This is a genomic window from Streptosporangium sp. NPDC000509, assembly GCF_042898365.1.
GTDB lineage: Bacteria > Actinomycetota > Actinomycetes > Streptosporangiales > Streptosporangiaceae > Streptosporangium.
This window is the reverse complement of record NZ_JBIAYX010000011.1, coordinates 90,870-106,208: the sequence shown is the minus strand read 5'-3', so window position 1 is coordinate 106,208 and position 15,339 is coordinate 90,870. Positions and strand designations below refer to the sequence as shown.

The following is a 15,339-nucleotide window of genomic DNA, read 5'->3' as shown; positions in this document are numbered from 1 at the left end:
GAACCGGTAACCCCCGAGAACGAGCGAGGACGAGCATGGCCGACGACATCGAGGTCTCCGACAACCCCGAGGCCCTCCGCTTCGAGATCCTGCTGAAGGGCGAGGTCGCCGGATTCGCCGCGTACCGCCTGCGCGCCGGGAAGATCATTTTCACCCACACCGAGATCCTCCCCGAGCACGAGGGCAAGGGCCTGGGCAGCAGGCTCGCCTCCGCCGCCCTCGACGCGAGCCGCTCGTCGGGACAGTCGGTCGTGCCGCTCTGCCCGTTCATCTCCCGCTACATCCGACGCCACCCCGAATACCGGGATCTGGTGCCCGAGGGCTATCGCGACCTCCTCGACGAGGAGGCCTGACCTCGCGGTTCGCACCGGAAACCGAGAGCGGGGAGTCGGTGGCCGAGAATCGAGGGCGGAAGGTCACCCGAGGGTCGCCGGTCACCGTACGGCGCCACGGCCTGGCCCCGGCGGGCTCACGAGGGCTCCCCTGAGCCGTACGGGCACGCGTCGGAATCCTGGCTTCCTCCCGGTCGTACGGGGGCCGTACGCGAGCGTCCCCGTCAGTCGCCGAGGGTGTCCGTCGAGGACCAGGCGCGCTCCAGCGCCTTGGGTAGCCCCCATCGGCCCAGCGAGGTGAGCACCTCGGTCCTGTCGACGATCCCGAGGCACGCCCAGAGCGGGGTGACCGAGCTGAAGAGCGTCTCGGCCGCCTCCAGGTCCTCCGGCTCGTCCAGATCGACGTCGATGTCCTCCGACTCGGCGATGAGCCTCGCGATCCGCTCGGGGGACGCCAGCACCCCGGGGCCACGCCTGGCCAGGGCGGCGACCACGGCCAGCCAGTCGGCGTGGTGGATCGCGCACAGGGCGGCCAGCACCGAGTCCTCGTGGCTGAGCTCCCCGTCCAGATCGGAGAAGATCTCCAGCCGGTCGTCCTCCTCCGACAGGTCGGAGATCGGCCCCGCGATGCCCGCCGTGACGGTGAGCCAGAGCTCCTCGTCGTCGGCCGGCAGCGGCTCCCCCTCGTACCCGGCACAGGCCCGCAGCACGTTGCCCGGATAGCCGGGCCTGCCCAGCACCTCGCGCAGCCTGCTCGCCGCGGCCCGCAACTCCCTGACGGGCCGCTCGGGGGCGGGCAGTTCGGCCAGGATGCGCCGCAACTCGCTCAGGGCGAACGCCTCCTCCTCGTCCCAGGCGGCGAACAGCTCCTCGTCCTGCTCGTCGGAGACCGCCGTCCCGGGGACCCGGCCGTCGGGCAGCGGGCTGGTGAGCCAGCGCTCCTGAAGGTCCGCGTAGGCCTCCCTCGCCCCCTCGTCGCCCCGGGCGAGCGCGTCCGGATCGATCTCCCCCGCCGCGACCCGTTCCTCCAGGTGGGCGACGAGCCCGCGGAACATCTCCTCACCGACCGGCCCCCGCTCGTCCTCCTCGGGCCAGACGAAGAAGCTCGGGGTGAGCAGGAGCGGCTCGGTGCCCGTGGACTCCATCCAGCGCTGCACATCCCCCACGGTCGCGGCGCCGGACTCGATCGCGCTGAGCGTCGCCTTCGCGGAGTCCCAGAAGGGCACCGACAGCGGGTTTCCCGCCGCCAGCAGCGCCCGCCTCAGATCGGGCAGCGCCACCAGCGCCACCCCTGACGGCACGGCGAGCAGCGCGCGGGCAACATCACGCCGGGTCAGCTCGGAAGCCGCCCTTCCGGCGTGCACACAGACGAAGTCGAGATCCACGCCCAGTGAGCCTACGCCCGAAGCGCCGCGAACACACCTTCCCGCCCGGTGTCACCTCCCGTACCGGGACGCCGGGCCCGCCGGGAAAGCCTCAGGGCTCGATCCGGGGCCGGCACGGCCGGCCGCCCGCGCGGGGCGCCAGGTGCTCACCAGCGCGAACGCCAGCAGCAGTTCGGCGATGTCCCCGCCGTAGTACATGATCTCCGCGGCTCCGCGCAGCTGTTCGGCCGGCACCGGCACGTCGACGAGGAGTCCGGCGTACATCAGCTGCGACAACGCGGTGTGTACGGCGATCGCCACCCCCAGCACGACCAGCCGGAGGGGGACCGAAGGGCGCCGCGGCGCCGGATCGGGACCGGCGATCACCCAGGCGAACAGGCACCCGGACAGCAGGAAATGCAGGTGCGTCAGGTGGTGCGGCAGCCCGCCGGTGGAGGTGATCCGATACAGCGGGGTGCAGTACAGCGCCACCATGGCCCCCACGCTGAGCAGCAGCGCGATCCACGGGTCGGTCAGCAGGTGCACCGCCCGGCGGCGCAGCACCGCGCCGACACGCCGCCCGTGGACCGGCGGCAGCGAACGCAGCAGCAACGTCACCGGGGCCGCGAGCACCAGGCCCAGCGGCGCGAGCATGCCGATCATCAGGTGCTGCAGCATGTGCCCGCGAAAGTCCGTCCCGGCGAAAGCGGCGACGGGGCCGGTCACGGCGGCGACGACCAGCGCGACGCCCGCGAGGAAACCCGCCGTCCGCCATCGGCTCCAGCCCTTGGGCTCACGGCCGCGCCGCACCGCCAGAAGCACGTACCCCACCGCCACCACGGCGAGGACCGTCGGCGGCAGTGCCGCCACCAGGTCGCCCCCGTGGACCCCGTGGACCCCGTGCGTCCCCTGGGGCAGGGCGATCACGACGTCGGCGCGGCGGGGGTACGCTCGCCCTCGTCGCACAGTTCGACCGGATCGCCACCGCGTTGCAACAGCCACCCGCCGAGCACCAGCAGCGCGCCCAGCAGCAGGAATCCCAGATCCCACCAGGTCTGGTACGGCCCGGTCCGTACGTGGTGGATGCCCAGCAGATGGTGATCGATCACGCCCTCCACCAGGTTGAACACCCCCCATCCCACGAGGATCCAGCCCCACAGCTTCCGCGATCTCCACACCCGGCCACGGGAGTGCAGGACCCGCGAGTACAGCAGGCCGAGACCGATCAGCACCGCCAGCCAGGTGAACGCGTGGAACAGCCCGTCCCACAGCGTGTTCATCCGCAACCCTGGAACGGTGTCCACCGGGTAGTACCTCACCCCGATGTTGTCGGTGTTCGTGCTGGACAGCATGTGGTGCCACTGCAGGATCTGGTGCAGCAGGATGCCATCGACGAACCCTCCCAGCCCGACGCCAAGCACCGCGCCCGGCAGGGCGATCCGCCCGGCACCGGCCTTGCCTTCCGGCCCGCCCGGCCTGTCCGGTCCGTTCGTCATCACGGCCCCCTCGCCCCCGGTCAGTCCTGTCCGTCCGGCCTGCCCGGCCCGCCCGGCCTGTTCGGTCCGTTCGTCATCACGGCCCCCTCGTTCCCGGCTCGCGCCCGGTCAGTCCTGTCCGTTCCACGTACGGGTCAACGTGGTCCGTGATCACATGCCGCCCGCCGACCCGCCGCTTCACCGTGAAGAGGGGCCGCTCCGCCCGTGGATGTGGCGGGGTTCCCCGGCAAACCTCACCAGAACCACCGGCGGGCGTATGTGAGCGACGCACCCGGGTGCGTCGCTCACGGCCTAAAATTTCGACCACGGCCGCACGGAGATCGATCATGGCGATGGCGACCGCGCGACGGGTGTCCCACCCGCGCTCGTGGCGTCGTCCCCCTCCGGGGTTGGTGTGAAGGGCAGCGAGCGGGAAGAACCACGACGCGCGGCCTCCGCGCACCGCGCGAGAGGAATCACGCACCGTGCACGCGGGAAAGAGCTGCGACCGGCACCACTGACAGGAGGACCCACCGTTCACGCACCGCGCACGCGGGAAAGGGCCCCGGCCTCCTCCCCGTCGTCAACGTCGTCAGCTCGTCAACGAGGGCGATTCCCACGGTCACCCGTGAGGGTTCCTGCTTCAGTGCCGGTCGCCCGCCAGAAAGGATTCCCATGAACCGTTTGAAGGACGCGACGAGCCCGTATCTGTTGCAGCACGCGGACAATCCCGTCGACTGGTTCGAATGGGGTGAGGAGGCGTTCGCCGAGGCCACCCGGCGGAACGTGCCGCTGCTGATCAGCGTCGGATACTCGGCCTGCCACTGGTGTCACGTGATGGCCCACGAGTCCTTCGAGGACCGGGCCACGGCCGCTCTGATGAACGAGCTTTTCGTCAACGTGAAGGTCGACCGCGAGGAGCGGCCGGATGTCGACGCGGTGTACATGGCGGCCACCCAGGCCATGACCGGTCACGGTGGCTGGCCGATGACGGTCTTCGCCACCCCCGGGGGCCACCCCTTCTACACCGGCACCTACTTTCCCAGGCAGCAGTTCCAGCGGCTGCTGACCGGGGTGTCGAACGCCTGGACCGGCGAGCGGGAGGCCGTGCTGGAACAGGGCTCGAAGATCGTGGAGGCGCTGAACGAGCGGTCGGCGCTGCCGTCCGGGCCGCTTCCCACGCCGGACACGCTCACCCGGGCCGTGCACAACCTGGCCGAGTCCTTCGATCCGGTCCGCGGCGGTTTCGGCGGGGCACCCAAGTTCCCGCCGTCGATGGCGCTGGAGTTCCTGCTGCGGTACGGCGCGGCGGCCGAGGGAGACGGAGGGCGGGCGACCGCCGAAGCGGCGATCTCCATGGCCGGGCGGACGCTGGAGGCCATGGCGCGGGGCGGCATCTACGACCAGCTCGCCGGAGGCTTCGCCCGCTACAGCGTGGACGCCGAGTGGGTGGTTCCTCACTTCGAGAAGATGCTCTACGACAACGCCCTGCTCCTGCGGGTCTACGCGCACTGGTGGCGCTCCACCGGCTCCGCGCTGGGCAGGCGGGTGGCGCTGGAGACGGCCGACTGGCTGCTGGCCGAGATGCGCACCCCCGAGGGGGGCTTCGCCTCCGCCCTGGACGCCGACAGCGAGGGCGTGGAGGGCAAGTTCTACGCCTGGACCCGCGAGGAGCTTCGTGAGGTCCTCGGCGAGGAGGACGGGCTCTGGGCGATCGAGCTGTTCGAGGTGACCGGGACCTTCGAGCACGGCACCTCGGTGCTGCAGCTCCTCGCCGACCCCGACCCCGGCGAGGAGGAGCGGTTCGCCCGGGTACGCTCCGCGCTGCTCGCCGCGAGGTCCCGCCGGGTGCGGCCGGGACGGGACGACAAGGTGGTGGCCGCCTGGAACGGCCTGGCCATCGCCGCCCTCGCGGAGACCGGCGCCCTGTTCGAGCGACCGGACCTCGTCGAGGCGGCGCGCGAGGCGGCCGTGCTGGTCGACGAGCTCCATGTGGACGGCGACCGGCTGCTGCGCACCTCCCGCGACGGCAGGGCCGGCGCCAACGCCGGAGTCCTGGAAGACTACGGCGACCTCGCGGAGGGCCTGCTCACCCTGTACGGGGTGACCGGCGAGGTCCGCTGGTTCCACCGGGCCGAGGCGCTGCTCGACACCGTCCTGGAGCGGTTCTCCGACGGCTCCGGCGGGTTCTACGACACCGCCGACGACGCCGAACCGCTCTTCCAGCGCCCACGGGACGCGACCGACAACGCCACGCCGTCCGGCCAGTTCGCCGCCGCGGGCGCGCTGCTCTCGTACGCCGCGCTGACCGGCTCGGCCAGGCACCGCGAGGCCGCCGAGGCGGCTTTGGGCACGGTCACCGTGCTGGCCGGCAAACACGCGAGGTTCGCCGGGTGGGGGCTGGCCGCGGCCCAGGCCGCGCTGTCCGGTCCGATCGAGGTCGCGATCGTGGGCCCGGCGGGCGATCCGGCGACGACCGCCCTGCACAGGACCGCCCTGCTGTCCCCTCTACCGGGTCTGGTGCTGGCGCTCGGCGATCCGGGTTCCGGTTCCGGGGAGGTTCCGCTGCTGGGCGGGCGGGGTTTGGTGGGCGGCGAGCCCGCGGCGTACGTGTGCCGCGGCTTCACCTGCAGGATGCCCGTCACCACCCCCGAGGCTCTTCGAGCCGAGCTGGCGGGCGAGGCGTAACGGCAGACCGGGATCAACGGCCGGGTGGAGCGGTCGCCTGGCCGGATTCGGATGCCCGGATCGAGGTCGGCTGTCCCGGCCGAGGTCAGCTCGGGTTGCGGGTGGGTCGGGTGTGCGCTGCGGCTGTTTTCCGGCTGATCCGAGGTGCGCGCTCCGGTGGGTGGGTGCTCCGGCCGGCCGTCTCAGTTGCTCCCTGGCGTTTCAGGCCTCCGGCCTGCTCGGGCGCGACGGTTTCGGGCTTTTATACGCTGGCCGGAACACCCACCCACCTCCGCGCACCTCCACCCCGCCGTACCGCGTGCGGACCGTAGTCGCTCACTCTCCGGCCGCCCAGCGCGCTCTCCGGTGCTGAAGCCCTCGCGACGGGACCTCCCAGGGCCGATCGCCGTAGCTGACGCGTGTCTCACGCACCACTTCAGGGTCAATGCCGTAAGAAACCACTGCGGGGTCGATGCCGTAAGGACCGGCAAGGCGTCAGCGAGGAGAACTCGACCGGCCGTTCCTTCATCAGGTGCGGGTGGCATGGTCGACGTCACCGGCAGGTGAAAGACGCCGACCGGTTCGGTTTCCGGGCCGGGTCATTCGTTCAGGCCGGGGTCGCCGAGCCTGCGGCCCAGGTCGTCGACACCGAAGTCACCGCTCCTGTCTCCTCGGTCTCCCCTGCCGCCTCCGCCGCCATCGCCGCCGAGGTCCTCACCCCTGCCTGGCCCGGGACCGTCCGTTCCTCTGCCGGTGTCCTCGGGGGCCGGGGTCCGGTCGGGGCCTGGAGTCTGCTGATCGGGGGTGGCGCTCTGGTCGGGGCCGGGGGTGGCCGCCTCGTCGGGGCCGGGCGTGGTCGTGTCCTGACCGCCGGTCTGGTCGTCACCGTGCTGGTCGCCCGAGCTGTAGTCGTACGGGGCGTAGCCGTAGTTGGACGGCTCCTTGAACTCCTTGACCGGCTTGCCCTCCATCGCCTCGGTCATGAAGGCCCGCCAGATCTGCGCGGGGTAGGAACCGCCGTACAGGGCGCTGCCGTTCACCGTCACCGGCTTGTTGTCGTCACGGAACATGTCGACCGCCACGGCCAGTTGCGGGGTGAACCCGGCGAACCACACGGCCGCCGACTCGTCGGTGGTGCCCGTCTTGCCCGCCACGGGACGGTCGTAGAGGCGGGCGGCGGAGCCGGTGCCTCCCTCCACGACCTGGGTGAGGGCGTAGGTGGCGTCGACGGCGGCCTGCTCGCCGAAGGCACGCTTGCCCTTGGTCGAGCTCTTGACGACGTTGCCCTCGGCGTCGGTGACCGAACGGATCACGTGGGCTTCGCGGTGGACGCCCTCGGCGGCGAAGGCGGCGTAGCCCGAGGCGTTCTGCACGGCGCTCACCGAGGCCACACCGAGTGGGAGCGTGGCGGCGCCCCGGTGCGGGTCGAGCTGCTTGCGGGGGATTCCGACGCTCTCCGCGACCTTGACGACCTTGCTCAGGCCGACCTTCTGGCCGAGGTCGACGAACGCGGTGTTCACCGAGCTCTGGGTGGCCTTGACGAGGTTCACCTCGCCGTAGGAGTAGCCGCCCGAGTTGGGGATGTCGGCGGAGGCGATCCTGAGCGGGGAGTTGCCGTCGACCCTGGTGTCGAGGCCGAAGCCGTTGTCCAGGGCCGCGGCCAGCGTGTACGTCTTGAACGTCGATCCGGCCTGCACCTTGGCCGAGAAGGAGTTGTCGAACTTGTTGGCGGCGTAGCTGCGTCCGCCGTAGAAGGCCACGACCTCACCGGTGGCGGGGTCGACGGCGGCGAGCCCGGTGCGGACCTTCTTGGGGGTGTCGTCCGGCAGGATCGAGGTGACGGCACGCTCGGCGGCGGCCATCAGGTTCTTGTCGAAGGTCGAGACGATCTTCAGCCCGCCCTGGTTGATGACCTCGTCGGTGTAGCCCCTGTTTTTCAGCTCGGCCGTCACCTGGTCGAGCATGTAGCCCTCCTGCCCCTTGGGCGCGAAGATCGCCTTGGGCTTGCGGAGGGTGGGGAAGGTCAGCGCGGCGGCCTCCTCCGAGGTGACGGCCCCGGTGGCCACCATCCCGTCGACCACCGACCTCCAGCGGTCCCTCGCCGCGTGCAGGTCGGGGCCCCGCGGGTCGGCGAACCTGGAGGGCTGCTGGATCACCGCGGCGAGGTAGGCGCCCTCGGCGACGCTCAGCTTGCTCACGTCCTTGCCGAAGTAGGCGCCGGCCGCCGCCTGGACCCCGTCGGCGCCCCGGCCGAAGTAGATCGTGTTGAGATACTGCTCCAGCACCCAGTCCTTCGACTTCGACTGGTCCACCTTCAAGGAGATCATGACCTCCTTGAGTTTCCTGATTATGGAACGTTCCTGGCTGAGACCGCTGTAGTAGTTGCGGACCATCTGCTGGGTGATCGTGGAGCCACCCTGGAGCTGCCGGCCGCTGATCGTGGACCACATGGCGCGGAAGGTGCCGGAGAGGGAGACGCCCTGGTCTTCGTAGAAGGAGCGGTTCTCCGCGGCGATGACCGCGTTCCGCAGGCTCTGCGGCACCTTGTCGAGGGTCACGCTCTTGCGGTTGACGCCTTGTCTGGCCAGCACGGTCTTGCCGTCACGGTAGTAGATCACCGACCCCTGCGCGGTGGCCCTCGGCTGCGTGCTGTCGGGGATGGGAGTGATCGCCCACACCACCCCGAGCAGGCCGATCGCCGAGATGATCCCGACACCGAAGACGATGAGTGTGATTCTCAGGAGTTTCCTCCTGCGACTGCTCGTCCCGCCCTTTGACACGCGTGACCCCCCGATAGGACCCGCCGCTGACCCCCGACGGTTGCGGACCGTTAAGGGTAAACGATGGATAACGGTGTCTGGCCCCTGCTTGGCATGGTACGGCTAGCCCTTCCCCTTGCGCGGGACATCGGCCACCAAAGGCAGAACACGGTATGGCACAGGGGTGTCCAAGGCGATCACCGACGAGGTTCTGACCACGCCCCGGACGTCAACGATCAGGTCAATTACCCGCTGCAGGTCGGCATTGCTGCGTGCCACCACCCGGCAGTGCATGTCGTCACCGCCGGTGATCGTGTGCACCTCCAGCACCTCGGGAATGGCGGCGAGCTGATCGGCGACCGGATCGTACCCGCTGACCTGGCGGATCTGCAGGGTGACGAACGCCATCACGTCGTAGCCGAGCGCGGCGGGGTCGACGTCGGGACCGAACCCGGTGACCACCCCCCGGGCGGCGAGCCGGTCGAGGCGTGCCTGCACGGTCCCCCTCGCCACACCGAGCCGCCGTGAGCACTCCAGCACCCCCAGCCGGGGCTCCGCCGCCAGCAGGGCGATGAGCCGGGCGTCGAGCTGGTCGATCGTCATGATGTACAGATGCTCCGCGATGGACGGCGAGTAGGTGTGCATATTGTCTGGTCTTCGAAGACAGTGTTGCACAAACAGCCCAACAAAACAGACAGTATTCGTATGAGCGACAACTTTCCTGTGAACGGTATGGACTGCGTGGTCTTCGCGGTAGGCAACGCCAAGCAGGCCGCCCACTACTACTCCACCGCGTTCGGCATGCGGCTCGTGGCCTACCGAGGCCCGGAGAACGGCAGCCGCGACGAGGTGGCGTACGTCCTCACCTCGGGCTCCGCCAGGTTCGAGTTCCGGGGGGCGGTGCGGCCCGGCACCGGGGTCGCCCGCCACGTCGCCGAGCACGGCGACGGCGTGATCGACCTCGCCATCGAGGTCCCCGACGTGGAGGCCGCCTATGCCCACGCGCTCGCCCAGGGCGCGCGAGGGCTCGTGGAGCCGCACGTCATGGAGGACGACCAGGGCAAGGTGGTGACGGCCGCGATCGCCACGTACGGCGAGACCCGGCACACCCTGGTCGACAGGTCCAACTACAGCGGCCCGTACCTGCCCGGCTACGTCGCGGCGAAGCCCCTGGTGGCGGCCCCCGACGTGCGCAACGGCCGCCTGTTCCAGGCCGTCGACCACTGTGTCGGCAACGTGGAACTCGGCAGGATGGACGAGTGGGTGGAGTTCTACCGGCGGGTCATGGGCTTCACCAACATGGCGGAGTTCATCGGCGACGACATCGCCACCGAGTACTCGGCACTGATGTCCAAGGTGGTCGCGGACGGCACCCGCAAGGTGAAGTTCCCGCTCAACGAGCCGGCGATCTCCAAGAAGAAGTCACAGATCGACGAGTACCTGGAGTTCTACGGCGGCCCCGGCGTGCAGCACATCGCGCTCGCCACCAACGACATCCTGAGCACGGTCGACCACATGCGCGAGGCCGGTGTGAGCTTCCTGGACACCCCCGCCTCCTACTACGACGACCCGGAGCTGCGCGCCCGCATCGGTGAGGTCCGCGCGCCGATCGAGGAGTTGAAGAAGCGCGGCATCCTGGTCGACCGGGACGAGGACGGCTACCTGCTGCAGATCTTCACCAAGCCGGTGCAGGACCGTCCGACGGTGTTCTTCGAGCTGATCGAGCGGCACGGCTCACTCGGCTTCGGCAAGGGCAACTTCAAGGCGCTCTTCGAGGCGATCGAGCGCGAGCAGGACCTGCGAGGCAACCTGTAACCGGCTTCCTGCCCACGTCCGAAGGCGAGGTCTCCGCACTGAAAGGAACACGATAACCGTCCTTGACTTTGCGATGGCGACCCTGAGGTGATCATCCTTGGATGGGATCAGTACCGCCACCGCCGGATGACCGGGGATCGGACCCGTGGTCCGATCCCGAGCCGCTCAGGCCGGGCCACGAGGGCTCGAACCCGGCTTCGGGCCCCGGTCACGATCCCCGCCCCGGCCAGGGGCCCGGCTTCGGCTCCGACCTCGGTCCCGGCCATGAGCGGGGTCCCGGCCATGGCCGGGAACACGGGCGGGGGTTCGATCCCGTCTTCGGCTACACGGCCGAGGGGTATCCGCCCGGTGATTTTCCCCCGTCGGACGCCATGAGGCTGGGAGGCCGCTGGCGCCGCCTCTTCGCGGGAATCCTCGACCTTCTCATCGTCGGGCTCATCTCCTCGCCCTTCACCTACCGGACCGTCAACACCGTCACGGGCGCCGCGAGCGGGCTGTCGGTGCAGGTACCCTACGCGGAGACCTTCCTGTTCACGGTGATCGGCTTCCTGTACTACTGGCTGCTGACCGCCTACTGGAACGGGCAGACGCTCGGCAAGAAGATCTTTCGGCTGCGCGTGACGGACACCGAAGGGCGGAGGGCCGGTGTCGGACAGGTCGCGCTGCGCGAACTGGTCTCCTGGCTGATGTACTCCACCTGCTGCCTGGGCTGGATAGATGTGGCTTTCATCCTTTTTCACCCACGCAAGCAGGCCGTGCACGACCTCGCCGCCAGGACGCTTGTCATAGACGCCTGATCGACGCAGGTCGGTCGCGTAGTGTGCCATTCCACGGGGCTCGGCCGTCCGGCCGGGAAAGGGGCTTTAACGCATGGCGTCCAAACGGCTGGCCGCGGCGACCGCCGCTCTTCTCAGCACGCTCGCGACCGTTGGCACGGTCGCCTGCTCGGCGTCGAACGGGGAGAGCGTCCCGCCGACGGGCTCCGTGAAGCCGGTCGCCTCCGACGTCGTCGCCGGTGGCGGTGGTGGTGGCGGTGAGGCCACACCCGGCACCGCGGGGATCGGCGACCCCGACTTCCCCACCGACGGCAACGGCGGCTACGACGTCGGCCACTACGGGCTCAAGCTGAGCTACGACCCGCCCTCCAAGCACCTGTCGGGAGTGACCAGGATCGAGGCGCGGGCCACCCAGAACCTGGCGAGTTTCAACCTCGACCTCTCCGGCTTCACCGTGAGCCGGGTCACCGTGGACGGCAAGCCCGCGAGTTTCGACAGGGCGGGGACCGAGCTCAGCGTCACCCCGGCCGCGTTCATCCCGAACGCCGCCGCGTTCACCGTCGAGGTCGCGTACGCCGGTGAGCCCAAACCGGTCAGGGGTTCCTCCAACCTGGGCACGTACGGCTTCATCCCGACCAAGGACGGCGCGTTCGTCACCTGCCAGCCCAACGGCGCCAAGACCTGGTTCCCCGGCAACGACCACCCCTCGGACAAGGCGAGTTACGACTTCGAGATCACCGTTCCCGCCGGGCTGACCGCGCTGGCCAACGGCGAGCTCGTCGGCACGCCGAAGAAGGCCGGGGGCAAGACGACCTTCCAGTGGCGGGAGAGCCACCCGATGGCGAGCTACCTCGCCACCGTGACGCTGGGCAGGTTCGAGATGCTCCAGGGCACGACCCCCGGGGGTGTGAAGAACCTGGCGGCCGTCGATCCGAGGTTCCGCGGTTCGCTGAAGAAGCTGTACGACGTGTCGGGCAGGGTCACCGACTACTGGAGCACGGTCTTCGGCCCCTACCCCTTCTCCTCCACCGGAGGCGTGGTCGACGACTTCCCCGCCGGTTACGCGCTGGAGAACCAGACCAAGCCCATGTACGGCGGGTTCGACCCCGACGACGCCATCATCGCCCACGAGCTCGCCCACCAGTGGTTCGGCGACAGCCTCAGCATCACGCGCTGGAAGGACCTGTGGCTCAACGAGGGCTTCGCGACCTACGCCGAGTGGCTCTGGTCGGAGCACGAGGGCGAGGCCACCGCCGAGCAGCTCTTCCGCAGGCACTACGGCGCCGAGGCCGAAGATCCCATCTGGGGCTACACCCCGGGCCAGGCCAAGCCCGACGACCTGTTCAACGACTCCGTCTACACCCGGGGCGGCATGACGCTCCACGCTCTCAGGCAGCGGATCGGCGACCCGGCGTTCTTCAAGCTCCTCAAGGAGTGGAACACCACCCACAGGTACGGGAACGTCACGACCCCGGAGTTCGTCGCGATGGCCGAGAAGATCTCCGGCAAGAAGCTCGGCGCCCTCTTCGACGCCTGGCTGTTCACCGCGAAGAAGCCCACCACCTGGTAGGAAGGCCGTCCTGGTCAGGGCGGTCGCCCTGGCCGGGAAGGTCGTCCGTCCACTGCCGCGCCCTCACGTGACAATGATCTTGTATCCCTCGACGCGCAGGGAGCCCAGCACCTCCTCGGAGTGCACCGGCCCCTTGGTCTCCATCTGGAGCTGGACCTCGACCTCCCCCAGGTGCATGCCCAGCCGCCCGTGCACGATGTCGAGCACGTTCGCTCCGAGTTCCGCCAGCCGCGACAGCAGCGCCGCCAGCGCGCCCGGCCGGTCGGAGAGCCGGACCCGCAGGGTGAGATAGCGCCCGGCGGCGGCCAGGCCGTGCCTGAGGACCTTCGCCATCAGCAGCGGGTCGATGTTGCCCCCGGAGAGCACGGCCACCACCGGCGGCTCGAAGACGTGCGGGTGGGCCAGGATCGCGGCCACCCCGGCCACGCCCGCGGGCTCGACGACCTGTTTGGCGCGTTCGAGGCAGAGCACCAGCGCCTGGGAGATCTGGCTCTCGGTGACGGTGACGACGCTGTCGACCAGATAGTGGATCAGTTCGAAGGGCAGCTCGCCCGGACGGCCCACCGCGATGCCGTCGGCCATCGTCGAGGCGGGCCTGACCTCCACCGGATGCCCGGCGGCCAGCGACGCCGGGTAGGCGGCGGCCCTCTCCGCCTGGACCCCGACGATCCGCACGCCCGGCCGCAGCGACTTGACCGCGAGCGCCACCCCTGCCGCCAGCCCGCCCCCGCCCAGCGACATCACGATCGTGCCGACCTCGGGCAGCTGCTCCACGATCTCCAGCCCGATCGTGCCCTGCCCGGCGATCACGTCGGGATGGTCGAACGGGTGGATGAACACGGCCCCGGTCCGTGTCGCGTGCTCCCGCGCCCGTTCCAGCGCGACGTCCACGGTCTCGCCCGCGAAGAGCACCTCGGCGCCGTACGAGCGGGTCGCGGCCACCTTGGGCAGCGGCGCCCCCAGGGGCATGTAGACCGTCGCCCCGGCGCCGACCAGCCCCGCCCCGAGCGCGACCCCCTGCGCGTGGTTGCCCGCGCTGGCCGCGACCACCCCCCGACGCCGCTCCTGCTCGGTCAGCCCGGCGATCCTGACGTACGCCCCCCGGATCTTGAACGACCCGGAACGCTGCAGGTGCTCGCACTTGAGGTGGACGGGCCCGCCGATGATCTCGGAGAGCACGTGGGAGTGGAGCAGGGGGGTACGCAGAGCGACGTCGGCCAGCAGCTCACGCGCGGCGACCACGTCGTCGTAGGTCACCTGGGTGCCTGACATGCGGATCATCGTACGACGAGCGCACCCACAGCCCGGACGGCGCGGTCCGGCTCACGTCACGAACCGCCGGCCGGTTGGTGGGAGGAGAAGACCAGGACCGAGGCGGTGAAGCCGTGGACGTGGTTGTGGCCGCCCACCGGGCCCACCTCTCCCGCGGCGAAGAACCCGGCCACCCCGATGGGACCCAGGGTGTCGCGGACGGCGACGGCGTCGTGGTCGGCGCTGCCGAACATGGCCGAGCCCCGGCCGTTGCAGGAGAACAGCAGCGCGCCGTCCACCCGGCCGAACTCCGCGCGGTGCGCGTCCAGCAACTCGTACAGGTCCTCGTCGGCGGTGGCGGCATCGCGGACCTGGAAGCGGACGGTGCGGCCGATCTCGACGACATCGCCGATCGCCACGGCCTCCCGCTCGGGGTCGATGCCGAGCACGCCCCGGATCAGGAAGTCGCCGCGCTCATGCTTCTCGGCGTACTCGTCCATCGCGACGCCGATCTGCAGGCCCGAGGCGACCAGGTCGCGGTCGTCCTCGTCCAGGGCACTGACGATCTCCTCCAGCCGCGCCAGGGCGGGCTGCCCGGCGAGTTCGAGCAGGAGGTTGTCCTCGACGGAGGTGACCGTCATCGTCGGGCCGATCGGGCGGCAGCCCTGGCTGACCACGGTGCTGACGTTGAGGGCACCGCTGAGCAGCACCCCGACGGCTCCCTCGGTGTGGATCTCCCCGTTGGCGAACAGCCGGACCGCGCCGCGGCCCTGGATCGCGTTGGCCAGGCCGCCGATCAGGGGAAGATTTCCCATGACCTCCTCGGAGCGCTCGACGAAGCCGTCGGTGGGGAAGCTGTAGGGATCGGCGAGCAGGATGGCCGCGTGATCGTCGGGGGCGCGGTCGGGCAGACCCACCACCACGAAGCGGTCGTCGGCCCTCAGCGTGTCGAGCGCGAAGGTCGTCAGCCGGGCCCCGCCCAGGGAGGCGGCCCAGGCGCTCACCGCGGGGGTGACCTCGACCCCCTGCCCGTCGCCGATGACCCCGGTGGCGCTGCATCCGAGGACGGCGGCGCCGGGGGCCATGCTCATCGCGCGCAGCCCCGCGCGGGAGACGTCGTCGGGATCGTCGCCGCAGATGAAGAAACAGAGCAGGTCGGCCGGTCCGGACAAGCCGGACAGGGCTTGGCGTACCGCCGCCTCGGCCGCGGAGACCAGATCGGCCCCCACCGCGAGGCCGTCGGCGAAGCGGCTCGTCATCAACGCCACTTGTCTCGCCTCTCCCTCTTGTCCCTCGTCGTGTGGCTCGCCGGAGAGTGTCCGGATCTTGT

Annotated in this window: 12 protein-coding genes; 5 read left to right on the top strand and 7 right to left on the bottom strand. The window is 70.3% G+C overall.

Translation table 11 applies throughout. From position 1 onward, the window contains the following. Window positions 1–35: 35 nt before the first annotated feature. Window positions 36–353: a GNAT family N-acetyltransferase gene (locus ACFY3D_RS21205; RefSeq protein WP_362924282.1), complete on the top strand. Its 318-nt coding sequence runs from the start codon at window positions 36–38 to the stop codon at window positions 351–353. Window positions 354–556: 203 nt separating this feature from the next. Here ACFY3D_RS21205 and ACFY3D_RS21200 read toward each other — a convergent pair whose 3' ends face one another. From ACFY3D_RS21200 to ACFY3D_RS21190, 3 genes are read right to left on the bottom strand one after another with little or no spacing between them, the layout of a single operon-like run. After that, complete coding sequence (locus tag ACFY3D_RS21200; protein ID WP_389981593.1) at window positions 557–1,717, bottom strand: hypothetical protein; 1,161 nt, start codon at window positions 1,715–1,717, stop codon at window positions 557–559. Window positions 1,718–1,768: 51 nt separating this feature from the next. After that, on the bottom strand, window positions 1,769–2,662 hold the full coding sequence (locus ACFY3D_RS21195) for a cytochrome c oxidase assembly protein (protein WP_389981591.1): 894 nt from the start codon (window positions 2,660–2,662) through the stop codon (window positions 1,769–1,771). Beyond that, entirely contained in the window at window positions 2,620–3,192 is a 573-nt protein-coding gene (locus ACFY3D_RS21190) for a DUF2243 domain-containing protein (protein WP_389981589.1), read from the bottom strand. Before ACFY3D_RS21190 ends, ACFY3D_RS21195 begins: the two co-directional genes overlap by 43 nt. Before the next feature lie 654 nt (window positions 3,193–3,846). On the opposite strand from ACFY3D_RS21190, the gene ACFY3D_RS21185 reads away from it, so the two are divergent. Continuing rightward, window positions 3,847–5,859, top strand: coding sequence for a thioredoxin domain-containing protein (locus ACFY3D_RS21185; protein ID WP_389981587.1), 2,013 nt, complete (start codon window positions 3,847–3,849; stop codon window positions 5,857–5,859). Between the two features lie 578 nt (window positions 5,860–6,437). Here ACFY3D_RS21185 and ACFY3D_RS21180 read toward each other — a convergent pair. Then, entirely contained in the window at window positions 6,438–8,618 is a 2,181-nt protein-coding gene (locus ACFY3D_RS21180; RefSeq protein ID WP_389981585.1) for a transglycosylase domain-containing protein, read from the bottom strand. Window positions 8,619–8,720: 102 nt separating this feature from the next. Continuing rightward, on the bottom strand, window positions 8,721–9,200 hold the full coding sequence (locus ACFY3D_RS21175; protein ID WP_350950016.1) for an Lrp/AsnC family transcriptional regulator: 480 nt from the start codon (window positions 9,198–9,200) through the stop codon (window positions 8,721–8,723). Window positions 9,201–9,302: 102 nt separating this feature from the next. Here ACFY3D_RS21175 and hppD point away from each other — a divergent pair, with 102 nt between their 5' ends. The 3 genes from hppD (at window position 9,303) to ACFY3D_RS21160 (ending at window position 12,758) form a co-directional block, all read left to right on the top strand. After that, complete coding sequence (gene hppD / locus ACFY3D_RS21170) at window positions 9,303–10,412, top strand: 4-hydroxyphenylpyruvate dioxygenase (protein ID WP_362898873.1); 1,110 nt, start codon at window positions 9,303–9,305, stop codon at window positions 10,410–10,412. A gap of 101 nt (window positions 10,413–10,513) precedes the next feature. Further along, window positions 10,514–11,209 carry an RDD family protein gene (locus ACFY3D_RS21165; protein WP_389981583.1) on the top strand — a complete coding sequence of 232 codons (696 nt, stop codon included), beginning with the start codon at window positions 10,514–10,516 and terminating at the stop codon, window positions 11,207–11,209. A gap of 73 nt (window positions 11,210–11,282) precedes the next feature. After that, entirely contained in the window at window positions 11,283–12,758 is a 1,476-nt protein-coding gene (locus tag ACFY3D_RS21160; RefSeq protein WP_389981581.1) for a M1 family metallopeptidase, read from the top strand. Window positions 12,759–12,821: 63 nt separating this feature from the next. On the opposite strand, the gene ilvA is transcribed toward ACFY3D_RS21160, so the two are convergent. Both ilvA and ACFY3D_RS21150 read right to left on the bottom strand, forming a co-directional pair. Next, entirely contained in the window at window positions 12,822–14,030 is a 1,209-nt protein-coding gene (gene ilvA, locus ACFY3D_RS21155) for a threonine ammonia-lyase (protein WP_350949979.1), read from the bottom strand. 56 nt (window positions 14,031–14,086) lie between these two features. Beyond that, window positions 14,087–15,268, bottom strand: coding sequence for an FIST N-terminal domain-containing protein (locus tag ACFY3D_RS21150; RefSeq protein ID WP_389981878.1), 1,182 nt, complete (start codon window positions 15,266–15,268; stop codon window positions 14,087–14,089). Window positions 15,269–15,339: the final 71 nt, after the last annotated feature.

Bases quoted from the DNA above. Each gene is read 5' to 3' on its own strand.
- ACFY3D_RS21165 (WP_389981583.1), top strand. From the start codon at position 10,514: ATGGGATCAGTACCGCCACCGCCGGATGACCGGGGATCGGACCCGTGG.
- ACFY3D_RS21185 (WP_389981587.1), top strand. From the start codon at position 3,847: ATGAACCGTTTGAAGGACGCGACGAGCCCGTATCTGTTGCAGCACGCG.
- hppD (WP_362898873.1), top strand. From the start codon at position 9,303: ATGAGCGACAACTTTCCTGTGAACGGTATGGACTGCGTGGTCTTCGCG.
- ACFY3D_RS21175 (WP_350950016.1), bottom strand. From the start codon at position 9,200: ATGACGATCGACCAGCTCGACGCCCGGCTCATCGCCCTGCTGGCGGCG.
- ilvA (WP_350949979.1), bottom strand. From the start codon at position 14,030: ATGTCAGGCACCCAGGTGACCTACGACGACGTGGTCGCCGCGCGTGAG.
- ACFY3D_RS21160 (WP_389981581.1), top strand. From the start codon at position 11,283: ATGGCGTCCAAACGGCTGGCCGCGGCGACCGCCGCTCTTCTCAGCACG.
- ACFY3D_RS21205 (WP_362924282.1), top strand. From the start codon at position 36: ATGGCCGACGACATCGAGGTCTCCGACAACCCCGAGGCCCTCCGCTTC.
- ACFY3D_RS21190 (WP_389981589.1), bottom strand. From the start codon at position 3,192: ATGACGAACGGACCGGACAGGCCGGGCGGGCCGGAAGGCAAGGCCGGT.
- ACFY3D_RS21150 (WP_389981878.1), bottom strand. From the start codon at position 15,268: ATGACGAGCCGCTTCGCCGACGGCCTCGCGGTGGGGGCCGATCTGGTC.